The sequence below is a fragment of the Alteromonas sp. ABH4_452 genome, from assembly GCF_056311825.1.
This window is the reverse complement of the sequence record NZ_CM149973.1, coordinates 2,866,462-2,883,900: the sequence shown is the minus strand read 5'-3', so window position 1 is coordinate 2,883,900 and position 17,439 is coordinate 2,866,462. Positions and strand designations below refer to the sequence as shown.

At 44.4% G+C, this 17,439-nt stretch carries 14 protein-coding genes; 4 read left to right on the top strand and 10 right to left on the bottom strand.

What is annotated here, in order from left to right; all coding sequences use genetic code 11:
• Positions 1–86: 86 nt before the first annotated feature.
• Both ppsA and ACYX4N_RS12380 read left to right on the top strand, forming a co-directional pair.
• Positions 87–2,459 (top strand): phosphoenolpyruvate synthase, encoded by a 2,373-nt coding sequence (ppsA, locus tag ACYX4N_RS12385; protein ID WP_476054226.1) that lies wholly within the window; start codon positions 87–89, stop codon positions 2,457–2,459.
• Positions 2,460–2,752: 293 nt separating this feature from the next.
• Entirely contained in the window at positions 2,753–2,902 is a 150-nt protein-coding gene (locus ACYX4N_RS12380) for a hypothetical protein (protein ID WP_474856211.1), read from the top strand.
• A 203-nt stretch (positions 2,903–3,105) separates the two neighbouring features.
• On the opposite strand, the gene ACYX4N_RS12375 is transcribed toward ACYX4N_RS12380, so the two are convergent.
• The 3 genes from ACYX4N_RS12375 to ACYX4N_RS12365 all read right to left on the bottom strand — a co-directional run bounded on the left by ACYX4N_RS12375 (position 3,106) and on the right by ACYX4N_RS12365 (position 6,440).
• Entirely contained in the window at positions 3,106–5,367 is a 2,262-nt protein-coding gene (locus tag ACYX4N_RS12375; RefSeq protein WP_476054225.1) for a molybdopterin cofactor-binding domain-containing protein, read from the bottom strand.
• Positions 5,364–5,870 carry a (2Fe-2S)-binding protein gene (locus ACYX4N_RS12370; RefSeq protein WP_474807073.1) on the bottom strand — a complete coding sequence of 169 codons (507 nt, stop codon included), beginning with the start codon at positions 5,868–5,870 and terminating at the stop codon, positions 5,364–5,366. Before ACYX4N_RS12370 ends, ACYX4N_RS12375 begins: the two co-directional genes overlap by 4 nt.
• Before the next feature lie 354 nt (positions 5,871–6,224).
• Positions 6,225–6,440: a PGPGW domain-containing protein gene (locus tag ACYX4N_RS12365; protein ID WP_179983293.1), complete on the bottom strand. Its 216-nt coding sequence runs from the start codon at positions 6,438–6,440 to the stop codon at positions 6,225–6,227.
• 416 nt (positions 6,441–6,856) lie between these two features.
• Between ACYX4N_RS12365 and ACYX4N_RS12360 the strand changes: the two genes are divergently transcribed.
• Positions 6,857–7,273, top strand: coding sequence for a DUF4826 family protein (locus ACYX4N_RS12360; RefSeq protein ID WP_476054224.1), 417 nt, complete (start codon positions 6,857–6,859; stop codon positions 7,271–7,273).
• Between the two features lie 47 nt (positions 7,274–7,320).
• On the opposite strand, the gene ACYX4N_RS12355 is transcribed toward ACYX4N_RS12360, so the two are convergent.
• The 7 genes from ACYX4N_RS12355 to ACYX4N_RS12325 form a co-directional block, all read right to left on the bottom strand.
• Positions 7,321–7,779: a GNAT family N-acetyltransferase gene (locus tag ACYX4N_RS12355; protein ID WP_474807069.1), complete on the bottom strand. Its 459-nt coding sequence runs from the start codon at positions 7,777–7,779 to the stop codon at positions 7,321–7,323.
• A 9-nt stretch (positions 7,780–7,788) separates the two neighbouring features.
• Entirely contained in the window at positions 7,789–8,955 is a 1,167-nt protein-coding gene (locus tag ACYX4N_RS12350; RefSeq protein WP_476054223.1) for a cupin domain-containing protein, read from the bottom strand.
• Between the two features lie 337 nt (positions 8,956–9,292).
• The gene (locus ACYX4N_RS12345) at positions 9,293–10,135 is read right to left on the bottom strand and encodes an adenylate/guanylate cyclase domain-containing protein (protein WP_476054222.1); all 843 of its coding nucleotides are present in this window, start codon (positions 10,133–10,135) and stop codon (positions 9,293–9,295) included.
• Positions 10,136–10,240: 105 nt separating this feature from the next.
• A complete protein-coding gene (purB, locus tag ACYX4N_RS12340) occupies positions 10,241–11,608 on the bottom strand; it encodes an adenylosuccinate lyase (RefSeq protein ID WP_476054221.1) in 1,368 nt (455 codons plus the stop codon).
• A gap of 13 nt (positions 11,609–11,621) precedes the next feature.
• Positions 11,622–12,248, bottom strand: a complete 627-nt coding sequence (gene hflD, locus ACYX4N_RS12335; protein ID WP_334058349.1) for a high frequency lysogenization protein HflD — start codon at positions 12,246–12,248, stop codon at positions 11,622–11,624.
• Positions 12,248–13,375, bottom strand: coding sequence for a tRNA 2-thiouridine(34) synthase MnmA (mnmA, locus tag ACYX4N_RS12330; RefSeq protein WP_476054220.1), 1,128 nt, complete (start codon positions 13,373–13,375; stop codon positions 12,248–12,250). The genes hflD and mnmA overlap by 1 nt, the downstream gene beginning before the upstream one ends.
• Before the next feature lie 425 nt (positions 13,376–13,800).
• Positions 13,801–14,343 (bottom strand): rRNA large subunit pseudouridine synthase E, encoded by a 543-nt coding sequence (locus tag ACYX4N_RS12325; protein WP_474831826.1) that lies wholly within the window; start codon positions 14,341–14,343, stop codon positions 13,801–13,803.
• A 514-nt stretch (positions 14,344–14,857) separates the two neighbouring features.
• Between ACYX4N_RS12325 and ACYX4N_RS12320 the strand changes: the two genes are divergently transcribed.
• Complete coding sequence (locus ACYX4N_RS12320) at positions 14,858–17,077, top strand: NADP-dependent isocitrate dehydrogenase (RefSeq protein WP_476054219.1); 2,220 nt, start codon at positions 14,858–14,860, stop codon at positions 17,075–17,077.
• Positions 17,078–17,439 lie beyond the last annotated feature (362 nt).

Below are 17,439 nucleotides of genomic sequence, written 5' to 3'. Positions count from 1 at the left end.
ACAATTTGATGAGTTTCAGGTGATAAAAAGCACAAACCTGAAATTAACCTCATACCCTACACATAAAAAAGCTGGAGGCTTGGGCTGTGCAAGAATACGTACTTTGGTATCAAGAACTGGGCATGCATGATGTGGGTCGCGTAGGCGGCAAAAATGCATCATTAGGCGAGATGATCTCAAACCTGGCGAACGCCGGTGTGCAGGTGCCGGGTGGTTTTGCTACCACCGCCGAAGCATTTAATGAGTTTCTAGAGCAAAGCGGCCTAGAAGCGCGTATCCACGAAGTCTTAGACTCGCTAGACGTAGACGATGTGAATGCACTTACCGAAGCGGGTAAAAACATTCGTCAGTGGATCATCGACACGCCATTTCAAGGCAAATTAGAAGAAGAAATCAAAACTGCCTTTGTCACGCTTCAAGGTGATGCAGGTGAAGAAGCATCATTTGCAGTGCGTTCTTCGGCTACCGCAGAAGATATGCCTGACGCGTCATTCGCAGGGCAGCAAGAAACTTTCCTAAACGTTAAAGGTTATGAAGCCGTGCTGGTGGCTATCAAGCACGTATTCGCATCACTGTTTAACGACCGCGCTATTTCTTATCGTGTTCACCAGGGCTACGACCATAAAGGTGTAGCGCTATCTGCTGGTATTCAGCGCATGGTGCGCAGTGACATCGCTTCATCGGGCGTTATGTTTACTATCGATACAGAGTCTGGTTTTGAGGACGTTGTATTCATCACCAGTTCATTCGGTTTAGGCGAAATGGTGGTACAGGGTGCGGTTAACCCTGATGAATTCTATGTTCACAAACCAACGCTAGACAAAGGCTTACCTGCAATCGTTCGTCGTAACCTAGGCAGCAAGCTTACTAAGATGGTGTATTCAGATGATGAAGCTCACGGTAAACAGGTATCTATTGTTGATATTGATGCTGCCGACAGCAAAACTTTCTCATTAACCGACGATGAAGTCATGGAGCTTGCTAAGCAGGCACAAATTATTGAACAGCACTACAAGCGCCCAATGGACATTGAATGGGCCAAAGACGGCGCAGACGGCAAACTTTACATTGTTCAGGCTCGCCCAGAAACAGTGCGCAGCCGTGAAGACTCACAAAGTATTGAGCGCTTCCAACTAAAAGGCCAAAGCAACATCGTTGTTGAAGGCCGCGCAATTGGTCACAAAATTGGTGCTGGTGTAGCGAAAGTACTTGATTCAATTGAAGAGATGGACAAAATCCGAGCGGGTGATGTTCTGGTAACTGACATGACAGACCCTGACTGGGAACCTATCATGAAGAAGGCGTCTGCCATTGTTACTAACCGTGGCGGTCGTACTTGTCACGCGGCAATCATTGCTCGTGAGTTAGGTATTCCTGCGGTAGTAGGCTGTGGTAACGCGACTGAAAGCATCAAAAATGGCGACAAGATTACTGTGTCTTGCGCTGAAGGTGACACCGGCTTCATTTATGGCGACGAACTAGAGTTCGACGTAGTGACATCACGTATTGATGCCATGCCTGACCTTCCGCTTAAAGTGATGATGAACGTGGGTAACCCAGACCGCGCATTCGACTTTGCTCGCTTGCCAAACGCAGGTGTTGGTCTTGCTCGCCTTGAATTCATTATAAACCGTATGATTGGTGTGCATCCTAAAGCACTACTTAATTTCGACAGCCAGCCTGAAGAGCTGAAAGAAGAAATTAGCGACATGATCGCAGGTTACGAATCACCAACCGAATACTATATCGAGAAATTGGTAGAAGGTATTTCAACCATTGGTGCAGCTTTCTCACCAGAGAAAGTTATCGTTCGTATGTCAGATTTCAAATCGAACGAATACTTCAACTTGGTAGGCGGTTATCAATACGAGCCAGACGAAGAAAACCCAATGTTGGGCTTCCGTGGTGCAAGCCGCTATATTTCTGAAGACTTCCGCGATTGTTTTGCTCTCGAATGTGAAGCGATTAAACGCGTTCGAAACAAGATGGGCTTAACCAACGTAGAAATCATGATCCCGTTTGTTCGTACCCTAGAAGAGGGCCGTCAGGTCATCGAGCTTCTTGAAGAGCAGGGTCTTAAGAAAGGTGAAAATGGCCTTCGCGTTATTATGATGTGTGAACTACCATCAAACGCATTGCTTGCTGATAAGTTCCTGGATATCTTCGACGGTTTCTCAATTGGCTCTAATGACTTAACGCAGCTAACGCTGGGACTAGATCGCGACAGCGGCCTTATTGCACACTTATTTGACGAGCGTGACGAAGCGGTGAAAGCACTGCTTTCAATGGCAATCCAAGCTGCGAAGAAACGCGGTAAATACGTGGGCATTTGTGGTCAAGGCCCATCTGACCACGAAGATTTCGCCGCCTGGTTAGTAGAAGAGGGTATCGATTCCGTATCGCTTAACCCTGATACTGTGGTCGAGACATGGCTATACCTTGCTGAAAAGCATGGCTAAAATACAAGCGCAGAGTTCTATATTTGCAAGGTGACTTGCCAGTGTAGCGCTCAGTAGATAAGAGTTAAAAAGAGACCTTTGGGTCTCTTTTTTTGTTTGGGCAACTGTAACAGTTCGTGTCGGTTTAAGTAAGATTTATGCCAGCTTCACATTCCTCAAAAAAACTATGGTTATTTCCTAAAAGTATGCGCTTTTGAACATTGTTTACATGACTTTATGTAATTTAAAATGTAATATTTCAAAGTGACTTTCACTTTGAATCTTTCATTAATAAATAACTTGGTTGAATTCTCATGGCACATAATGACAGCGCGGTTTCAGTAAATAATTCCGAAGAAAATGTTATGCAGGCTGGCTCAGTAGTGGAGCAGTTGGCGCAAGCTCAAAAAGAAATTAACGAACTTAAGATGCAGCTGATGTGGATGGAACGCAACTACGAATAAGTATTGCCTTTCAAATTAGAAGTGGAACTAGCGTTGATTGATTACAAGAATAGCTCTATCTTTTGTAATCATTCAGGATAACTTTCAGTGAAACTTTCAGTTCTGCTTTCAAAAAAAGGGTAATCACATCATTTGGTGATTACCCTTTTTTCTATCAATCTTCACCTTTACCGCAAAAAGCCTTTTGCGGTAAAGGTAAGTTTCTAAGCTTTTAGCTGGTTACCGATAGGCAACTGACGAATACGCTTACCACACGCAGCGAAAATAGCATTACACAAAGCTGGCGCATATACCGGCGTTGCAGGTTCACCCACACCAGCTGGCGGTGCATCACTTTCGATTACTTCTACGTCTACTTGTAGCGGTGAATCGCTCATACGCGGTACACGGTAGTTGTGGAAGTTACTTTGTTGTACGCGACCTTTATCAAAGGTAATACCGTCACTGATAGCGGTCGTAATACCGTAAACCGAGCCACCTTGAGTTTGGTTCTTAACCGTATCGGTGTTAACTACAGTACCTGCGTCAATCGCTACCCATGACTTGATCACGTTGAGATCGCCAGCGTCAGACACTTCAACTTCAACCACGGTAGCTACATAAGTTAAGAAGCTGCGGTGCGCTGCTATGCCAAGGCCGCGGCCTTTAGGCATCTCTCGACCCCAACCAGCCATGTCTGCCACTTTCTCAATAACATTACGTAGCCGGCCTGTATCCAGTGGATAAACAGATTTATCACCCCAATAGTTATTGTATTCGGCTTTTTGCTCGGTAACATCAATAACTCTTTCAGGACCGATAACCTCTAAAAGGTAATCCTTAGCGTCTTTCCCTGCCTTGTGTGCCGCTTCATTGATAAACGACTGAACGGCAAACGCGTGGAAAATATTTGATACAGAACGCATCCATCCAATACGTGCTTTTGCGGGTGCTTCACCGCGCTCTAACTTCATATTTGGCGTTAGAATAGGGTTGTCAGTAAAGCCCAAATCTAGCTCAAAGCTAAACGGTGCGTTTGCACCTTCTTGGAAGGTTGAAGCAATAGGAGAAAAAGCAGTTCTGTGAAGGTATGCGTCAATTTTACCATTTTCATCTAACGCCGCTTCGACATGTTGGGCCGACACTGCATGATAGAAACCGTGTTGAATGTCGTCTTCACGGGTCCACTGAACGCGAATTGGTTTGCCCGTCTTCATTGAAAGGTATGCTGCTTCAGCAGAAAAATCAGGCTTAGACTTACGACCAAATGCGCCGCCTAGCATGGTTACGTGAACATTGATTTTTTCTTTGTCCATACCCACCATAGCGCCCACAGTTTCCATATCAGCCTGTGGATTTTGTGTTGCAGCCCATACGTCAACGCGGTCTTTGTAGTACATGGCAGTCGCGCATGGCGGCTCCATGGGGGCTTGTGCTAAATGGGGCACGTAGTAGTCAGCAATAAGCTTGTCGCTGGCTTTTTCTAAAACGCTTACCGCGTCGCCTTTTTCTCTAACAAGGGCTTGTGGCGCATTTACCGTGTTAAGCAACTGCTCTTTAAAGCTTTGTGAATTATAGTCGCCGTTTGCACCATCGTCCCAAGTTACCTCTAGTGCCTTGCGGCCTTGCCACGCTGCCCATGTGTTGTTTGCAATAATTGCAATACCACCTTTAGGCTGGAACTGAGGTGCACCTTTAGGGGCAGGCATTTCTATAACGTCAACGACACCGTTTACTGCTTTAGCTTTGTCAGCATTAAAGCTTTTTACCTTTCCACCCACTACAGGCGGGCGCTCAATAATGGCAACAAGCGCTTTAGGCTCACGAACATCGGCGGCAAAAGTGGCTTTGCCGGTAACGATATCTTGGAGGTCAATGTGCGCCATACCTGTATTAATGTAACGCCATTCTTTTCTATCTTTAAGGGTAAGCTTATCTGCTTCTGGCGGCGTAATAGTCAGTGCATCATCAATTAAGTCTTTATAGGCAAGGGTTTTACCTGAAGTGTGGGTTACCACATGTTGCTCGGCAACACAGCTAGTAGGTTCAACACCCCAACGCTTGGCTGCAGCATGTTGCATCATATAGCGTACGCTGGCGCCCATTTCACGCAGGCGCTGCATATTAAAGCGGATACTGCGCGAGCCATCGGTGTTTTGGTCACCGTATTTAGGGTCGCCTTTGCCCTGAATAACAATAACCTTATCCCAAGCCGCTTCCATTTCGTCTGCCACAATTTGAGCAATTGCGGTACGAATTTGCTGACCCATTTCACTGCGGTGACAGGTTACCTCAACCATGCCATCTGGGCGAAGTGCAATAAACAGGTTTGCGCGCTTTGCGTTTTCTGCTGGCTGAGCCAACACGCCTGCCATAGCGCGAGGAGCACCGCCCATAAAGTAAGTACCAAGAACTAGAGCGCCTGCCGCAGCTGTCGATTTTAAAAAGCTGCGACGATTCATATCGAAATAGGTGTTTTCACTCATGCTTCTTCTCCCGCTTTGCTTGGGTCAAAGTAGCTAACGCCAGCATTACCACTTATTGACTTCGATGCTGACTTTATAGCCTTGTGAATGCGAGGGTAGGTGCCGCAACGGCAGATGTTGCCAGACATATTCTGGACAATTTCTTCGTCGCTCGGTGTTGGGTTGGTGGATAACAGGCTTGCTGCCTGCATAATTTGTCCGCACTGGCAGAATCCGCATTGCGGAACTTTATGTTCTACCCATGCTTTTTGAACTGGGTGGTCGCCGTTTTCACTCAACCCTTCGATAGTCGTAATCTTTTTGCCTTGAACTGCGGACACAGGCAATACGCAAGAGCGTTGTGCCATGCCGTCTATATGGACAGTACAGGCGCCACATTGCGCCATACCACAGCCAAACTTAGGTCCTGTAAGGTTTAATTCGTCACGAAGGTACCACAACACTGGTGTTGATGGGTCACCAGAAAATTCGTGTTTGTTACCATTAACGGTAAACGTGATCATGGTCTTGTCTCCATAGGTAAGCGATAAACATGAACTACCCAAGCAGCACTGTGTTATCTGAACACACTACAAAATTCATATTTATACGGTTACATTGCCTGATGATACGAACTATCTAAGATGCTGAACATGCAGAGATATATGCCACTACTATTATTATTAAAGGCTTCGCAATTGTTATTTTAAATTACGTTAACACGCATTTAATCGTTACGCATTTACATAAGATTAAATGTTAGGTGTCTGCGATAAAATAACGCAGTAATTGCGACAGACATTCTTTTGAAGTAAGAGGAATGTGAGTTGAATGAGCGAAGCGAGTATGCGATTGGGGTAGAAAAACTTCGGTAAGCGCTATCGAAGCTTTCGCATAAGAAGAAAACGGTCTATTTTGCGTGCGCTCATTGTCATTGTTCGCTGACTATACTTAAGCCAGCCACGTGCTCTCGGCCAGTCGTAACTCAACAGTACTAAACCTGCTACGACAAATAGGATAGAGCCAGGAAGTAGTGTTAAAACAATTCCGCCGACAAATAAAATTGCTCCCAGAGTAAGTCTTAGTATACGCATTTGCCTGAACTCGCCTTAAAATATTTGATGTCTTTAAGTGTCGCCCAACTTCGACGGTTTGCCAATAATAAAAATGTAAATGTTTGTGCCTGTCTAGTATGAGGGAAAGCCTATTTCAACATTAGAAAATAATATTGAAGGGCTGTTATTAAAAGGCAAACACAAAGTAAGCCACGTACTATTGTTGAATAAATAATCGTTTAAAGGCCCAAGTCTTGTGATCAAGCCGAATGCGGTGGAAAGCGCGCTGGAAATGCAGTACAAAGGGGCAAAGACAGAGTAATAGTTAGCGCTATACCACAGGGTTCTTTGAAAAAAGATCAGTGTAAAACCGTAAACTATAGCGCAACTATTGCTTAGGAATTCACGCAACGAAGTTTTGCGTAACAAAAACAAATATAAGAAAGAGACCAATTATGGCTGAACAACAAGAAAGACAATCTATCAGTGAAGAAGAACACGGGAATTGGGTAAGAGAGCAGTTTCAAAAAGCAAATAAGTTTTTAGCAGAAAACGGTGTATTGTTTGACACTGTTATCACTGAGGATAGCCGTTACTTAATGCCATATTTGGCGGTTTGGAAGATTAAAGCAATGGACGGTAAGTTTTACTGGGTAATTAGTGGCGACTTACCTTCTGATTACACTTCAGTGGACAACGCTAAAAATGCGAAAGAAGTACTGCGCCATTTTTCTATGCATTGGCAACTTAAAGCAGAAAATTTGATTAACGCTAAAAACGCTGATGAAAGCCAAAAGGAATTTGGTGCACTCTTAATCAATAGAGCAGAGAATTTGTTTGCCATGCAAAACACCCCAGAGCTTTGGGCGTAACAAGGAAGGCTTACAATCAGGTTATGTCGCGCTGGGTAACAAGCGAGCTAGTGAAGCTGGGTAACGTCTGGCAGAGGAAATCGCTCTGCCGGACATTGAAGCCTTTGTCTGGGAACGCCCGCGTCCATAAACACGTTTCCGTCCGGTTTAAACCCAATAGATTGGTGATACGACACGCTTTCCAAATTACAGATAACTTTGATTATGGGAAGGTTATTTTGTTTAGCTGCTGCAACTAAAGCGCCAAACAAAGCGCGGTAAACAGGAAGTGTTCTGTGACAGCGCTTAACGGCAATACGGCCAAGTTCACCTTTTTTCGTCAAGCGCCCTGTGGCAATGGGTTCATTTTGATCGTTGACTATCAGCACATGGCACGCCGAGCTGTCGTGTTCGTCGAACTCGCTAGCTTCCGGTACTTGCCACTCTAAAACAAATACATGTTCCCTAAGTGCTTTAAGTCGATGTTTATCCTTTTCCCAATCGACGTTTTGTATCGTAAACGCCATATTTTCCTATTAATCCTCGGCCCATTCCCAATAACCATTATTAATAAGTGTAGTTAAGGTTTCTAAAAATGTAAAAGAAGGCGCATCTTGGCAACATGTTGCGTTCAAAACCGTACCCGATGCTAGCACTTCGAACCATTCTTGGTCACTTTTCGCAAAAGTGAACTGACTTCCGTTTACATAAAGAGCGCGCGGTAAGCCACGTTTGCCATCACAAATTAATGCGCGAATACCGGGCGCAGGAGCAAAGCTAATCCCTGCCGCGAATTCATTTGCAATTTGCTCTAAGGTGACTTCATCGTCGAGAGGGAATTCCGGAACACCTTGCTCACTCATGGCTTCTAGAAGAGAAAGAGTGAAATCTTCACTATTAATAGCGTCTATCAGTTGCTGTTTTAGTGCTGCAACATCGCTAGCATTCACTAATGCGCTGCTAGATTGTATTGTTCTGCCCGCATCAGTAAAGCGGTAATTTCCAGCACCTTTATCCAGCATCATTGCCAAGCTTTCTGCCAATTGCAGGTTGTCCGGCGCGCGATAGCCCACTGAGTAGGTCAGGCTGTCTTCAATCGTAGCGCCATCATGAGGCCAGCCCGGCGGCACATATACCACATCGCCAGCTTCACAAATAACGTCAATAACAGGTTCAAAACCTTCAATTTGTCTTAGTTTCGGGTGTGGGCACACTTCTTTGTAGTCTGCAGGTTTACCTACACGCCAGCGCCTTTTTCCTTTACCTTGTACAAGGAACACATCGTATTGGTCGATGTGAGCCCCAACACCTGCTCCATTTGTTGCGAAGCTTACCATCAGGTCGTCTAGTCGCCAGTTAGGAACAAAAGAAAAAGGGGCAAGGACTGGCGCAACGTCCGGTACATACTTATCAACGCCTTGAACAAGTAGCGTCCATTTGCCCTTGCATGCCTTTTCGAAGTCAGTAATTGGGCCTTGTTCAACGTGCCAGTTTCCTTGGTCATTACTTATGATTCGAGCGTCGACATCTGATTCTTGTGCGAGCCCTGCCAAGTCGTTTTCATCTATAGGATCTGCAAAGTTTGGAAAAAAATTCTTTATTACCACAGGCTTTTGCTGCCAGTAATGCTTTAAGAAAGTCTCAGCATTAAAACCTGCACCTGTTTGTGCATCAATAAAGTATGTATTGTCGTTGGTGCTCATCGCATCTCTTTTTTGTAAGCCAAAATTAGTGGTGTTTCCTCGCAAAGCTTAGTGAAACTAATTACACAAAGCGCGGTTTACATATGAATAAAGCACAAGTTAGCGCAAAGCATAGACGAAAGCGTAAAAATAGAACTAAGGCGAGGTGATAGTGTAAAAGCGGCATTATCAATTATTGAAAAAGGGATTGCCACCTTATTGTCTGAAAAGCTTAGCGAGAATATTGGTGAGCATTGATGATAAACATAGGCTAGCGTACAGAGCATGAAAAAGAAAAAAATTATAAAGCAAAGATAAATGCTTGTTGCTCAAATTGTATTTTTACCCTTGTACCTATCTAGCAGATGTAGGCACTCAATACTGCCGTTTTCACTTTAATCTTCGTGTTGTAAAGCGCTAGTGGGCCCACTTGATTTGTTAAAATCCGAATTGAGCTTTGATTACCGTTATTAGACCCACAGTTATTAGATTCATAATGTTTAACTGAACCTTCGGTTGCTGGGAGGTCACTTTTTATATTACCTGTGTTTAGCGCGTGGTAAGTTTTTTCACATATCGCAATAGTGTTAGGAGCGGTGTACTGTTCTAACATTGCTGCTTTGTTCACGGTTGCTCCCCAGATATCAAAGCCTGACGATACGCGAGAAGAGTAACCTGTCAGTAGAGCACCGGCGGCAATACCTGAACGTAGCTGACAAGACGAAGACATCAATAAAGTGTGGCTACTAACAAGATTGCGAGCCTTTATGGCAAAATCCATCGCACAGTGTGCTACGTCTTGAAGTACCCGAAAAGGTTCATGTTGATAAGCGTTGTGGAGGTAAGGTTTAGCAAAACTAGGTTCACTGCAAAACCCCACGGCAATATATTGATCGCCGTTGGTTTTTAGGGGCACGAGCGCTAAATCGTATGCTGTTTCATCAAACTGGCTAAATAGCGTTTCTACAATACCCGTGCACATAGTGTCACCGTATTGCTTTGCTAAACCTTGATAATTCGACAGGTCACAAAAAATGACAACGGCGCATTGCACTTCGTGTTTTACGCTTACAGCCTTATTATCACCGCTTTGTACATGGTCAGCATTTCGTAAGGGGTTCGGGAAAGGGGGCTTTGAAGTCAGACTGCCTTGTTCACTAGGCGTGACATTACCTTTATCGTTATTTTTTCGTAAGTCCATCTACATGCTCCCAATTAATATCCGTTTAACGGTTAAATAAAAAGTAGGTATAAAAAAACGCGGTGCTTTTGACCGCGTTTTTAGTGTAGTGGAAAGGGTTAGCCCTTATAACTGATCTACAAGCCTGATTGCGTCACCAATGTAAGTTGCCGGCGATAAGGCTTTCAGCTCAGCCTTAGCCCCATCTGGCATATCTAAATTATCGATAAACTCGGCGATAACCTCAGCATTTACTTTCTTACCACGCGTTAACTCTTTAAGTTTCTCATAGGGCTTTTCAATACCGTAACGACGCATTACCGTTTGGATAGGCTCTGCTAATAGTTCCCAGTTATTATCTAGCTCGTTAAGCAAGCTCTGCTCGTTAACCTCTAACTTACTAATACCTTTTAGTGTGGCTTGATAAGCAATAACTGCATATCCCACACCTACACCAAGGTTACGAAGTACCGTTGAGTCAGTTAGGTCGCGTTGCCAGCGAGAGATTGGCAGTTTAGCAGCAAGATGGTCAAATATAGCGTTAGCCAGACCTAAGTTACCTTCTGAGTTTTCAAAATCGATAGGGTTAACTTTATGCGGCATGGTTGAAGAACCGATTTCGCCAGCAACAGTCTTTTGTTTAAAGTGACCGAGTGCAATGTAACCCCAAACGTCACGATCGAAATCGATAAGTATGGTGTTAAAACGGGCAATAGCATCAAACATTTCAGCGATATAATCGTGAGGCTCGATTTGCGTAGTGAACGGGTTCCAGGTAAGGCCAAGTGAGGTAACAAACTTTTCTGAAACGCCGTGCCAGTCTACATCTTTATAAGCAGACAAGTGTGCATTGTAGTTGCCCACAGCACCGTTAATTTTTCCAAGCAGTTCAACGCCCGCAATTTGACTGCGCTGACGCTTCAAGCGAATAGCCACGTTTGCCATCTCTTTACCCATAGTAGTAGGAGAGGCTGGCTGACCGTGGGTACGGGCCATCATAGGTACATTCTGATAACGCTTAGCAAGTTCTACTAGCGCTTCGATTAATTTGTCACAGTAAGGAAGAATAACCGTTTCACGGGCTTCACGAAGCATTAGGCCGTGTGAAAGGTTGTTAATGTCTTCAGACGTACACGCAAAGTGAATGAACTCGTTAACCGCAGAAAGCTCACTGTTGTCTGCTACTTTCTCTTTGAGGAAGTATTCAACAGCTTTTACGTCATGATTTGTAGTGCGCTCAATTTCTTTGATGCGCATCGCATCTTCAACGCTAAATTCCGCTACTATTTTGTCTAGTAGTGCATTTGACGTGTCTGAAAAGGCAGGAACTTCTTCAATTTGTGGGTTAGTAGAAAGCATTTGTAACCAACGTACTTCTACTTCTACACGGTATTTTAACAAGCCGTACTCACTGAAAATACTGCGTAATTCTACGCTTTTGCCAGCATATCGACCATCGACAGGGGAAATTGCAGTTAACTGACTCAGTTCCACCTTAAGCTCCTCACTAGTTTATTAATCGTAGTGCTTTAACAGCACTGTTAAGAATGTGTTTGCGTTTAAATAATATATTTCTTCGTTTGCCGCCCATCTGACGCCACATCACCGCAGCCCTTACGCCCGCAAGTAAAAGGGCACGTACTTTGTGCTGATTAGCAGGTTGGCTCAAATAGTCTGGGTTGCCCGCCACCTGAATACGCGGCGCTAACGGACTGATAATATCACTGTAAATACTTGCTAATGAGGAAACAATTTGCGGATTTTGAAAGTCTACGTGGGCAAGCTGGCGCTGGACATGTGAAATGCGTTCACCGAGTTCCTGCATAGCTTTAGGCTTTCTGGCTAGCTTTCTTTCAAGACCTAAGATGCTTGCGATATAGCGGGTTAGCTCTGTGTCTTTTGTTGCTTGTTTGTCAGATAATTGCGCAGCAAGAGTAGTGTAACCGGTTTTTAGATTAGACAGTTGCCCAAACACCTGCTGAGGAGTTTCAGGGTCGGTAACCAGTATGCTTGATAAACTTGCTTCAATGGCTTCGTTTTCAGCAGAGCCTCGTCTGGCTAGCTGCTGCACTAGCGCTGCAGCCTGACATACCCCAGCTAGGGCCAAATTATTCTCTATATCGGTATCTAGCATCAGCGAATGTAACTCTCAATAATACCGCCGCCAAGGCAGACTTCTTCACTGTAAAATACCGCCGACTGGCCCGGTGTTACCGCCTTTTGTGGTTCGTCAAACGTTACTTCGATAGTGTCGTTTTTAGTTGGCGTAATAGTACAAGGGATATCCGCCTGACGATAACGCGTCTTAACCACCGCGCGCATAGGCTCAGTGAGTGTTTTTCTGTCTACCCAATGTAGCTGTTTGGCAACCAAACCTTTTGAATAAAGGCGAGGGTGATCGGCACCTTGTCCTACAATAAGAACATTGCGGGCAACGTCTTTATCTACCACATACCAAGGGTCATCACCGTATTTAGCTAAACCGCCAATATGAAGGCCTTTACGCTGACCTAAAGTGTGATACATCAAACCTTCGTGTTGCCCAATTTCTTCACCTTCTGCGGTTTCGATAACGCCAGGCTGCGCTGGAAGGTAGCGGGCTAGGAAGTCTTTAAACTTACGTTCGCCGATAAAGCAGATCCCTGTTGAATCTTTCTTATCATGGGTAATAAGCCCTTGCTCTTCAGCAATTTTACGCACCAGTGGTTTTTCAATATCACCCACAGGGAAAAGGGTTTTAGCAACGTGTTCTTCACCTAGCGTATACAAGAAGTAACTTTGGTCTTTGTTGTTGTCGAGACCGCGCAACATCTGCCATTTACCGTCTACCTCACGGCGGCGAACATAGTGTCCTGTGGCTATATAGTCTGCACCAAGATCTTCTGCAGCGAACTCAAGAAACGCTTTAAACTTAATTTCTTTGTTGCACATAATATCTGGGTTAGGCGTTCGGCCTGCTTTGTATTCTTCTAAAAAATACTCAAATACGTTATCCCAGTATTCTGCAGCAAAGTTGATGGTGTGCAGCTCAATGCCTAGCTTGTCAGCAACCGCTTGCGCATCTTTTAAATCTTCCGCAGCGGCGCAGTACTCATCGTTATCATCTTCTTCCCAGTTTTTCATAAAAAGACCTTCAACCTGGTATCCCTGCTGTTGAAGCAGGTAGGCTGAAACAGACGAATCGACACCGCCGGACATGCCGACGATCACTTTTTTGCTGGCGTTAGATTCAATATCACTCACTACAGATTGCACACTCATTTGATTAATAAAAAAGAAACCTTATTTGTTAATGGGGTCATGCATTAACATATTTATGAATTTGTCAATACACTAACTCATTGGGTGGGCTATTCCACCAAGCTGCTATCCACCAAGCTACTAAGCAAGGCTGCAACATGAGCTTCACCGTAAGCTTTACAGTAAGAAAGCACGAACAAACAGGCCCGTTTTCGAGGTCGCGGATTTTATCAGATTCCGATCGGTAATTCACATCTAATCCTTATCTGATTAAGTAATTAAATATGTACGTGGACAAGCTTGGTTTTTAACGCATTAATGTTTCCGTGCATTAAGAACCACAATAAGGTACAGCTAGGCCTATCGGTCGATATATTTCCAGACTCTTGGTGCCACATTAGTGTGGTCGTCAAAGGTGAATTCAAGTATCGGATTTGCTTTTATAATCAAAAGCTCACGTACTTACCATTTTCAATGCCATCTATGGTCCAGCTGCCTACTCGATATCTTATAAGGCGAAGGGTAGGGAAACCTACGTGTGCGGTCATACGCCTGACTTGTCGGTTTCTGCCTTCTGTGATGGTAATTGATACCCAGCTAGTTGGAATAGATTGTCTGAAACGCACAGGTGGGTTTCTTGGCCATACATCGGGCTGCTGCATTGCTTTGACTTTAGCTGGGCGGGTCATGCCGTCTTTTAATTCAACACCATCGCGTAGCGCCTGCATGGCTTTTTCGTCCATGACACCTTCAACCTGCACCCAATAGGTTTTACTGGTCTTAGCTTTAGGGTTTGCCAGTTTGTGTTGAAGCTTACCATCATTAGTCAGTACTAAAAGGCCTTCAGAATCTCGGTCTAGGCGGCCCGCAGCGTAAACATCGGGAATATCAATATAATCTTTTAGCGTCTCTCTACCGTCCGCGTCGGTAAATTGAGAAAGAACTTGAAAGGGCTTGTTAAACAGCACCACTTTGGCGTTTGAAGACATGTTACTTCCGCTTGTTGCTTGTCGAGATTTCGGAGGGGATTTTACTTCAAATCAAATTAACGCGCTTGAGAAAATTCAGCACAAATAGACGTTTCTGCACAGTAGTTTGTCGATAAAATTGGTGATCTTATGTGCTAAGACAATGGTATGACTTGTAACTCAAACTTTCGACCCTATACTAATGGTCGCTCCCATTTTTATAAGAGAGCGCATCTGCATAATTATTAGACAGTTTTAGCAGTGACAAGCGGGCTTGCTTGTACATCAGACCTCGCCGCTTTACGTAACTATTAAGTTATGCGCATGGCAACGAGGGGCTTATTGCTAACATAGGGAATTGAATAATATGCAGGGAAGAAAACAGCAAGTGACCTAATGCTTAATAAAAGCAAAAGGTGGAAAACATCAAATACGTTTCGCAATGACTGTGGGCGTAACATGACACATGTTACGGGTTGTTGCGACCTAATGGACTAAAAACGACAGTACCCTGTCGAAAAAATTGAGGTATATAATGACCAAGTCTAAGATCATCTATACGAAGACTGATGAAGCGCCAATGCTGGCGACTTACTCACTTCTTCCAATCATCCAGAAGTTTGCCGCAGCTGCAGATATCGACGTTGAGCTAAGCGATATTTCATTGGCTGCGCGTGTTTTGGCAAATTTCCCTGAGTATCTTTCTGAAGAACAAAAAGTGCCAGACGCGTTAGCTGAACTGGGTGAGATGACCCAAGACCCGAATGCTAACATCATCAAGCTTCCAAACATCAGTGCCTCAATTCCTCAGCTTCGTGCAACGATCAAAGAATTAAATGATAAAGGCTTTAACGTACCAGCGTTCCCTGATTCACCTAAAAATGCTGAAGAAGAAGAGATTCGTGAGCGTTACGGTAAGGTACTAGGTAGTGCGGTTAACCCAGTACTGCGTGAAGGTAACTCTGACCGTCGTGCGCCTACTGCTGTTAAAAATTATGCGCGTAAGCACCCGCATTCAATGGGTGAGTGGTCTCAAGCGTCTCGTTCACACGTAGCGCACATGCGCGGCGGTGATTTCTACTCTGGTGAGAAGTCAGTGACAGTAGAAAAAGACGGTCACGTTAGCATTGAATTTACTGGCAAAGATGGCAGCAAGAAAACACTTAAGCCTCGCGTAGACTTGCTTGCTGGCGAAGTGATCGACGGCATGTTCATGAGCAAAAAAGCGCTTTGCGAGTTCTTCGAAGAGCAAATTGAAGATGCGAAGAACACAGGCGTTCTATTCTCACTACACGTAAAAGCGACCATGATGAAGGTGTCTCACCCAATCGTGTTTGGTCACTGTGTAAAAGTATTCTACAAAGATCTATTCAACAAATGGGGCGACCTGTTTGAAGAGCTTGGTGTTAACCCTAACAATGGTCTTGGTAGCGTTTACGACAAAATTGCGAGCCTACCTGAAAGCCAGCGCTCAGAAATTCAAAAAGACATCAATGCATGTTATGCAGACCGTCCGCCAATTGCGATGGTTAACTCTGACAAAGGTATTTCAAACCTACACGTACCAAGTGACGTAATTGTAGATGCGTCTATGCCTGCAATGATCCGTAACTCTGGTCAAATGTGGGGACCAGATGGAAAGGCGCACGATACTAAAGCGGTTATTCCTGAAAGTACTTACGCCACTATTTACCAAGAAGTTATTAACTTCTGTAAGACACATGGTGCATTCGATCCAACTACAATGGGTACCGTACCTAATGTTGGTCTAATGGCGCAAAAAGCAGAAGAATACGGTTCACACGATAAAACGTTTGAACTAGACGCCGACGGTACTGTGTCAATTGTTGACCAGGACGGTAATGTACTTATTTCTCACGATGTTGAAGAAGGTGATATCTGGCGTATGTGTCAGGTGAAAGATGCACCTATTCAAGATTGGGTTAAACTAGCGGTAACCCGTTCACGTCAATCTGGTATGCCTGCAGTATTCTGGCTAGATGACGAGCGTGCTCACGATGCGCAACTTATCAAGAAAGTTGAAAAGTACCTTCAAGACCACGATACAAACGGTTTGGACATTCAAATTATGTCTCCTGTACGCGCTATCCGCTACAGCATGGAACGTGCGCTTCGCGGTTTAGACACTATTTCAGTTACCGGTAACGTACTTCGTGACTACCTAACTGACTTATTCCCAATTCTAGAGTTGGGTACAAGCGCTAAGATGCTATCAATTGTTCCATTAATGGCTGGCGGCGGTCTTTATGAGACAGGTGCGGGTGGTAGTGCACCTAAGCATGTACAACAGTTTGTTGAAGAAGGTCATCTGCGTTGGGACTCACTAGGTGAATTCCTTGCATTAGCAGTATCGCTAGAAGACGTCGCAATCAAGCACAGCAATACAAAAGCAAAAGTTATTGCTACAGCGCTTGATAAAGCAACTGAGAAGCTGCTTAACAATGGTAAGTCGCCACTTCGTAAAGCAGGTCAGCTAGACAACCGCGGTAGCCATGTTTACCTAGGTCTATACTGGGCTGAGGAAGTAGCGAACCAAACTGAAGATGCTGACCTAGCAGCTCAGTTTAAGCCAGTGTATGAAGAGTTATCTGCAAAAATTGATGACATCTTGGCTGAGATTGATGCGACTCAAGGTAGCGCGCAAGAAATTGGTGGTTACTACTACCCAGACGAAGACAAGCTTTTCGCAACAATGTCTCCTAGCCAGACATTAAAAGCGATTCTTGGCGCATAATAGTAGTGTTTAGACGCGGCTGTATGATTGCATCCGCGTAAACGTATCTACAAATAATTAAAAAGCCCGCTTAAATATTTAAGCGGGCTTTTTTTATGCCGCTTACAAATTGGGGCTGGTATTAAAAGTACGCAACTAAAAAACAACAGTCTTAGCAGCCTGTAACTATTAGCTCGCGCAAGCTAAAGAGAAATATCGTTTGTCTTAAAAATTTATAACAAGACAGAAAAGAGGGGTGAAGGCCCTAGGGATAGGAGGTTTGAAAATACAGTCTAAGAAGATTTAAAGACGACAGAGCACTTGACGCCAAATCGCGCCCATAACACTTATACATAGCAAAACTTAAAGCAAAAAAATCAAAA

What these genes read in the sequence shown, in the direction of transcription:
- ACYX4N_RS12320 (WP_476054219.1), top strand. Translation starts at nt 14,858, where the DNA reads ATGACCAAGTCTAAGATCATCTATACGAAGACTGATGAAGCGCCAATG.
- ACYX4N_RS12375 (WP_476054225.1), bottom strand. Translation starts at nt 5,367, where the DNA reads ATGAGTGAAAACACCTATTTCGATATGAATCGTCGCAGCTTTTTAAAA.
- ACYX4N_RS12350 (WP_476054223.1), bottom strand. Translation starts at nt 8,955, where the DNA reads ATGAGCACCAACGACAATACATACTTTATTGATGCACAAACAGGTGCA.
- hflD (WP_334058349.1), bottom strand. Translation starts at nt 12,248, where the DNA reads ATGCTAGATACCGATATAGAGAATAATTTGGCCCTAGCTGGGGTATGT.
- ACYX4N_RS12325 (WP_474831826.1), bottom strand. Translation starts at nt 14,343, where the DNA reads ATGTCTTCAAACGCCAAAGTGGTGCTGTTTAACAAGCCCTTTCAAGTT.
- ACYX4N_RS12380 (WP_474856211.1), top strand. Translation starts at nt 2,753, where the DNA reads ATGGCACATAATGACAGCGCGGTTTCAGTAAATAATTCCGAAGAAAAT.
- ACYX4N_RS12345 (WP_476054222.1), bottom strand. Translation starts at nt 10,135, where the DNA reads ATGGACTTACGAAAAAATAACGATAAAGGTAATGTCACGCCTAGTGAA.
- ACYX4N_RS12370 (WP_474807073.1), bottom strand. Translation starts at nt 5,870, where the DNA reads ATGATCACGTTTACCGTTAATGGTAACAAACACGAATTTTCTGGTGAC.
- ACYX4N_RS12360 (WP_476054224.1), top strand. Translation starts at nt 6,857, where the DNA reads ATGGCTGAACAACAAGAAAGACAATCTATCAGTGAAGAAGAACACGGG.
- mnmA (WP_476054220.1), bottom strand. Translation starts at nt 13,375, where the DNA reads ATGAGTGTGCAATCTGTAGTGAGTGATATTGAATCTAACGCCAGCAAA.
- ACYX4N_RS12365 (WP_179983293.1), bottom strand. Translation starts at nt 6,440, where the DNA reads ATGCGTATACTAAGACTTACTCTGGGAGCAATTTTATTTGTCGGCGGA.
- ACYX4N_RS12355 (WP_474807069.1), bottom strand. Translation starts at nt 7,779, where the DNA reads ATGGCGTTTACGATACAAAACGTCGATTGGGAAAAGGATAAACATCGA.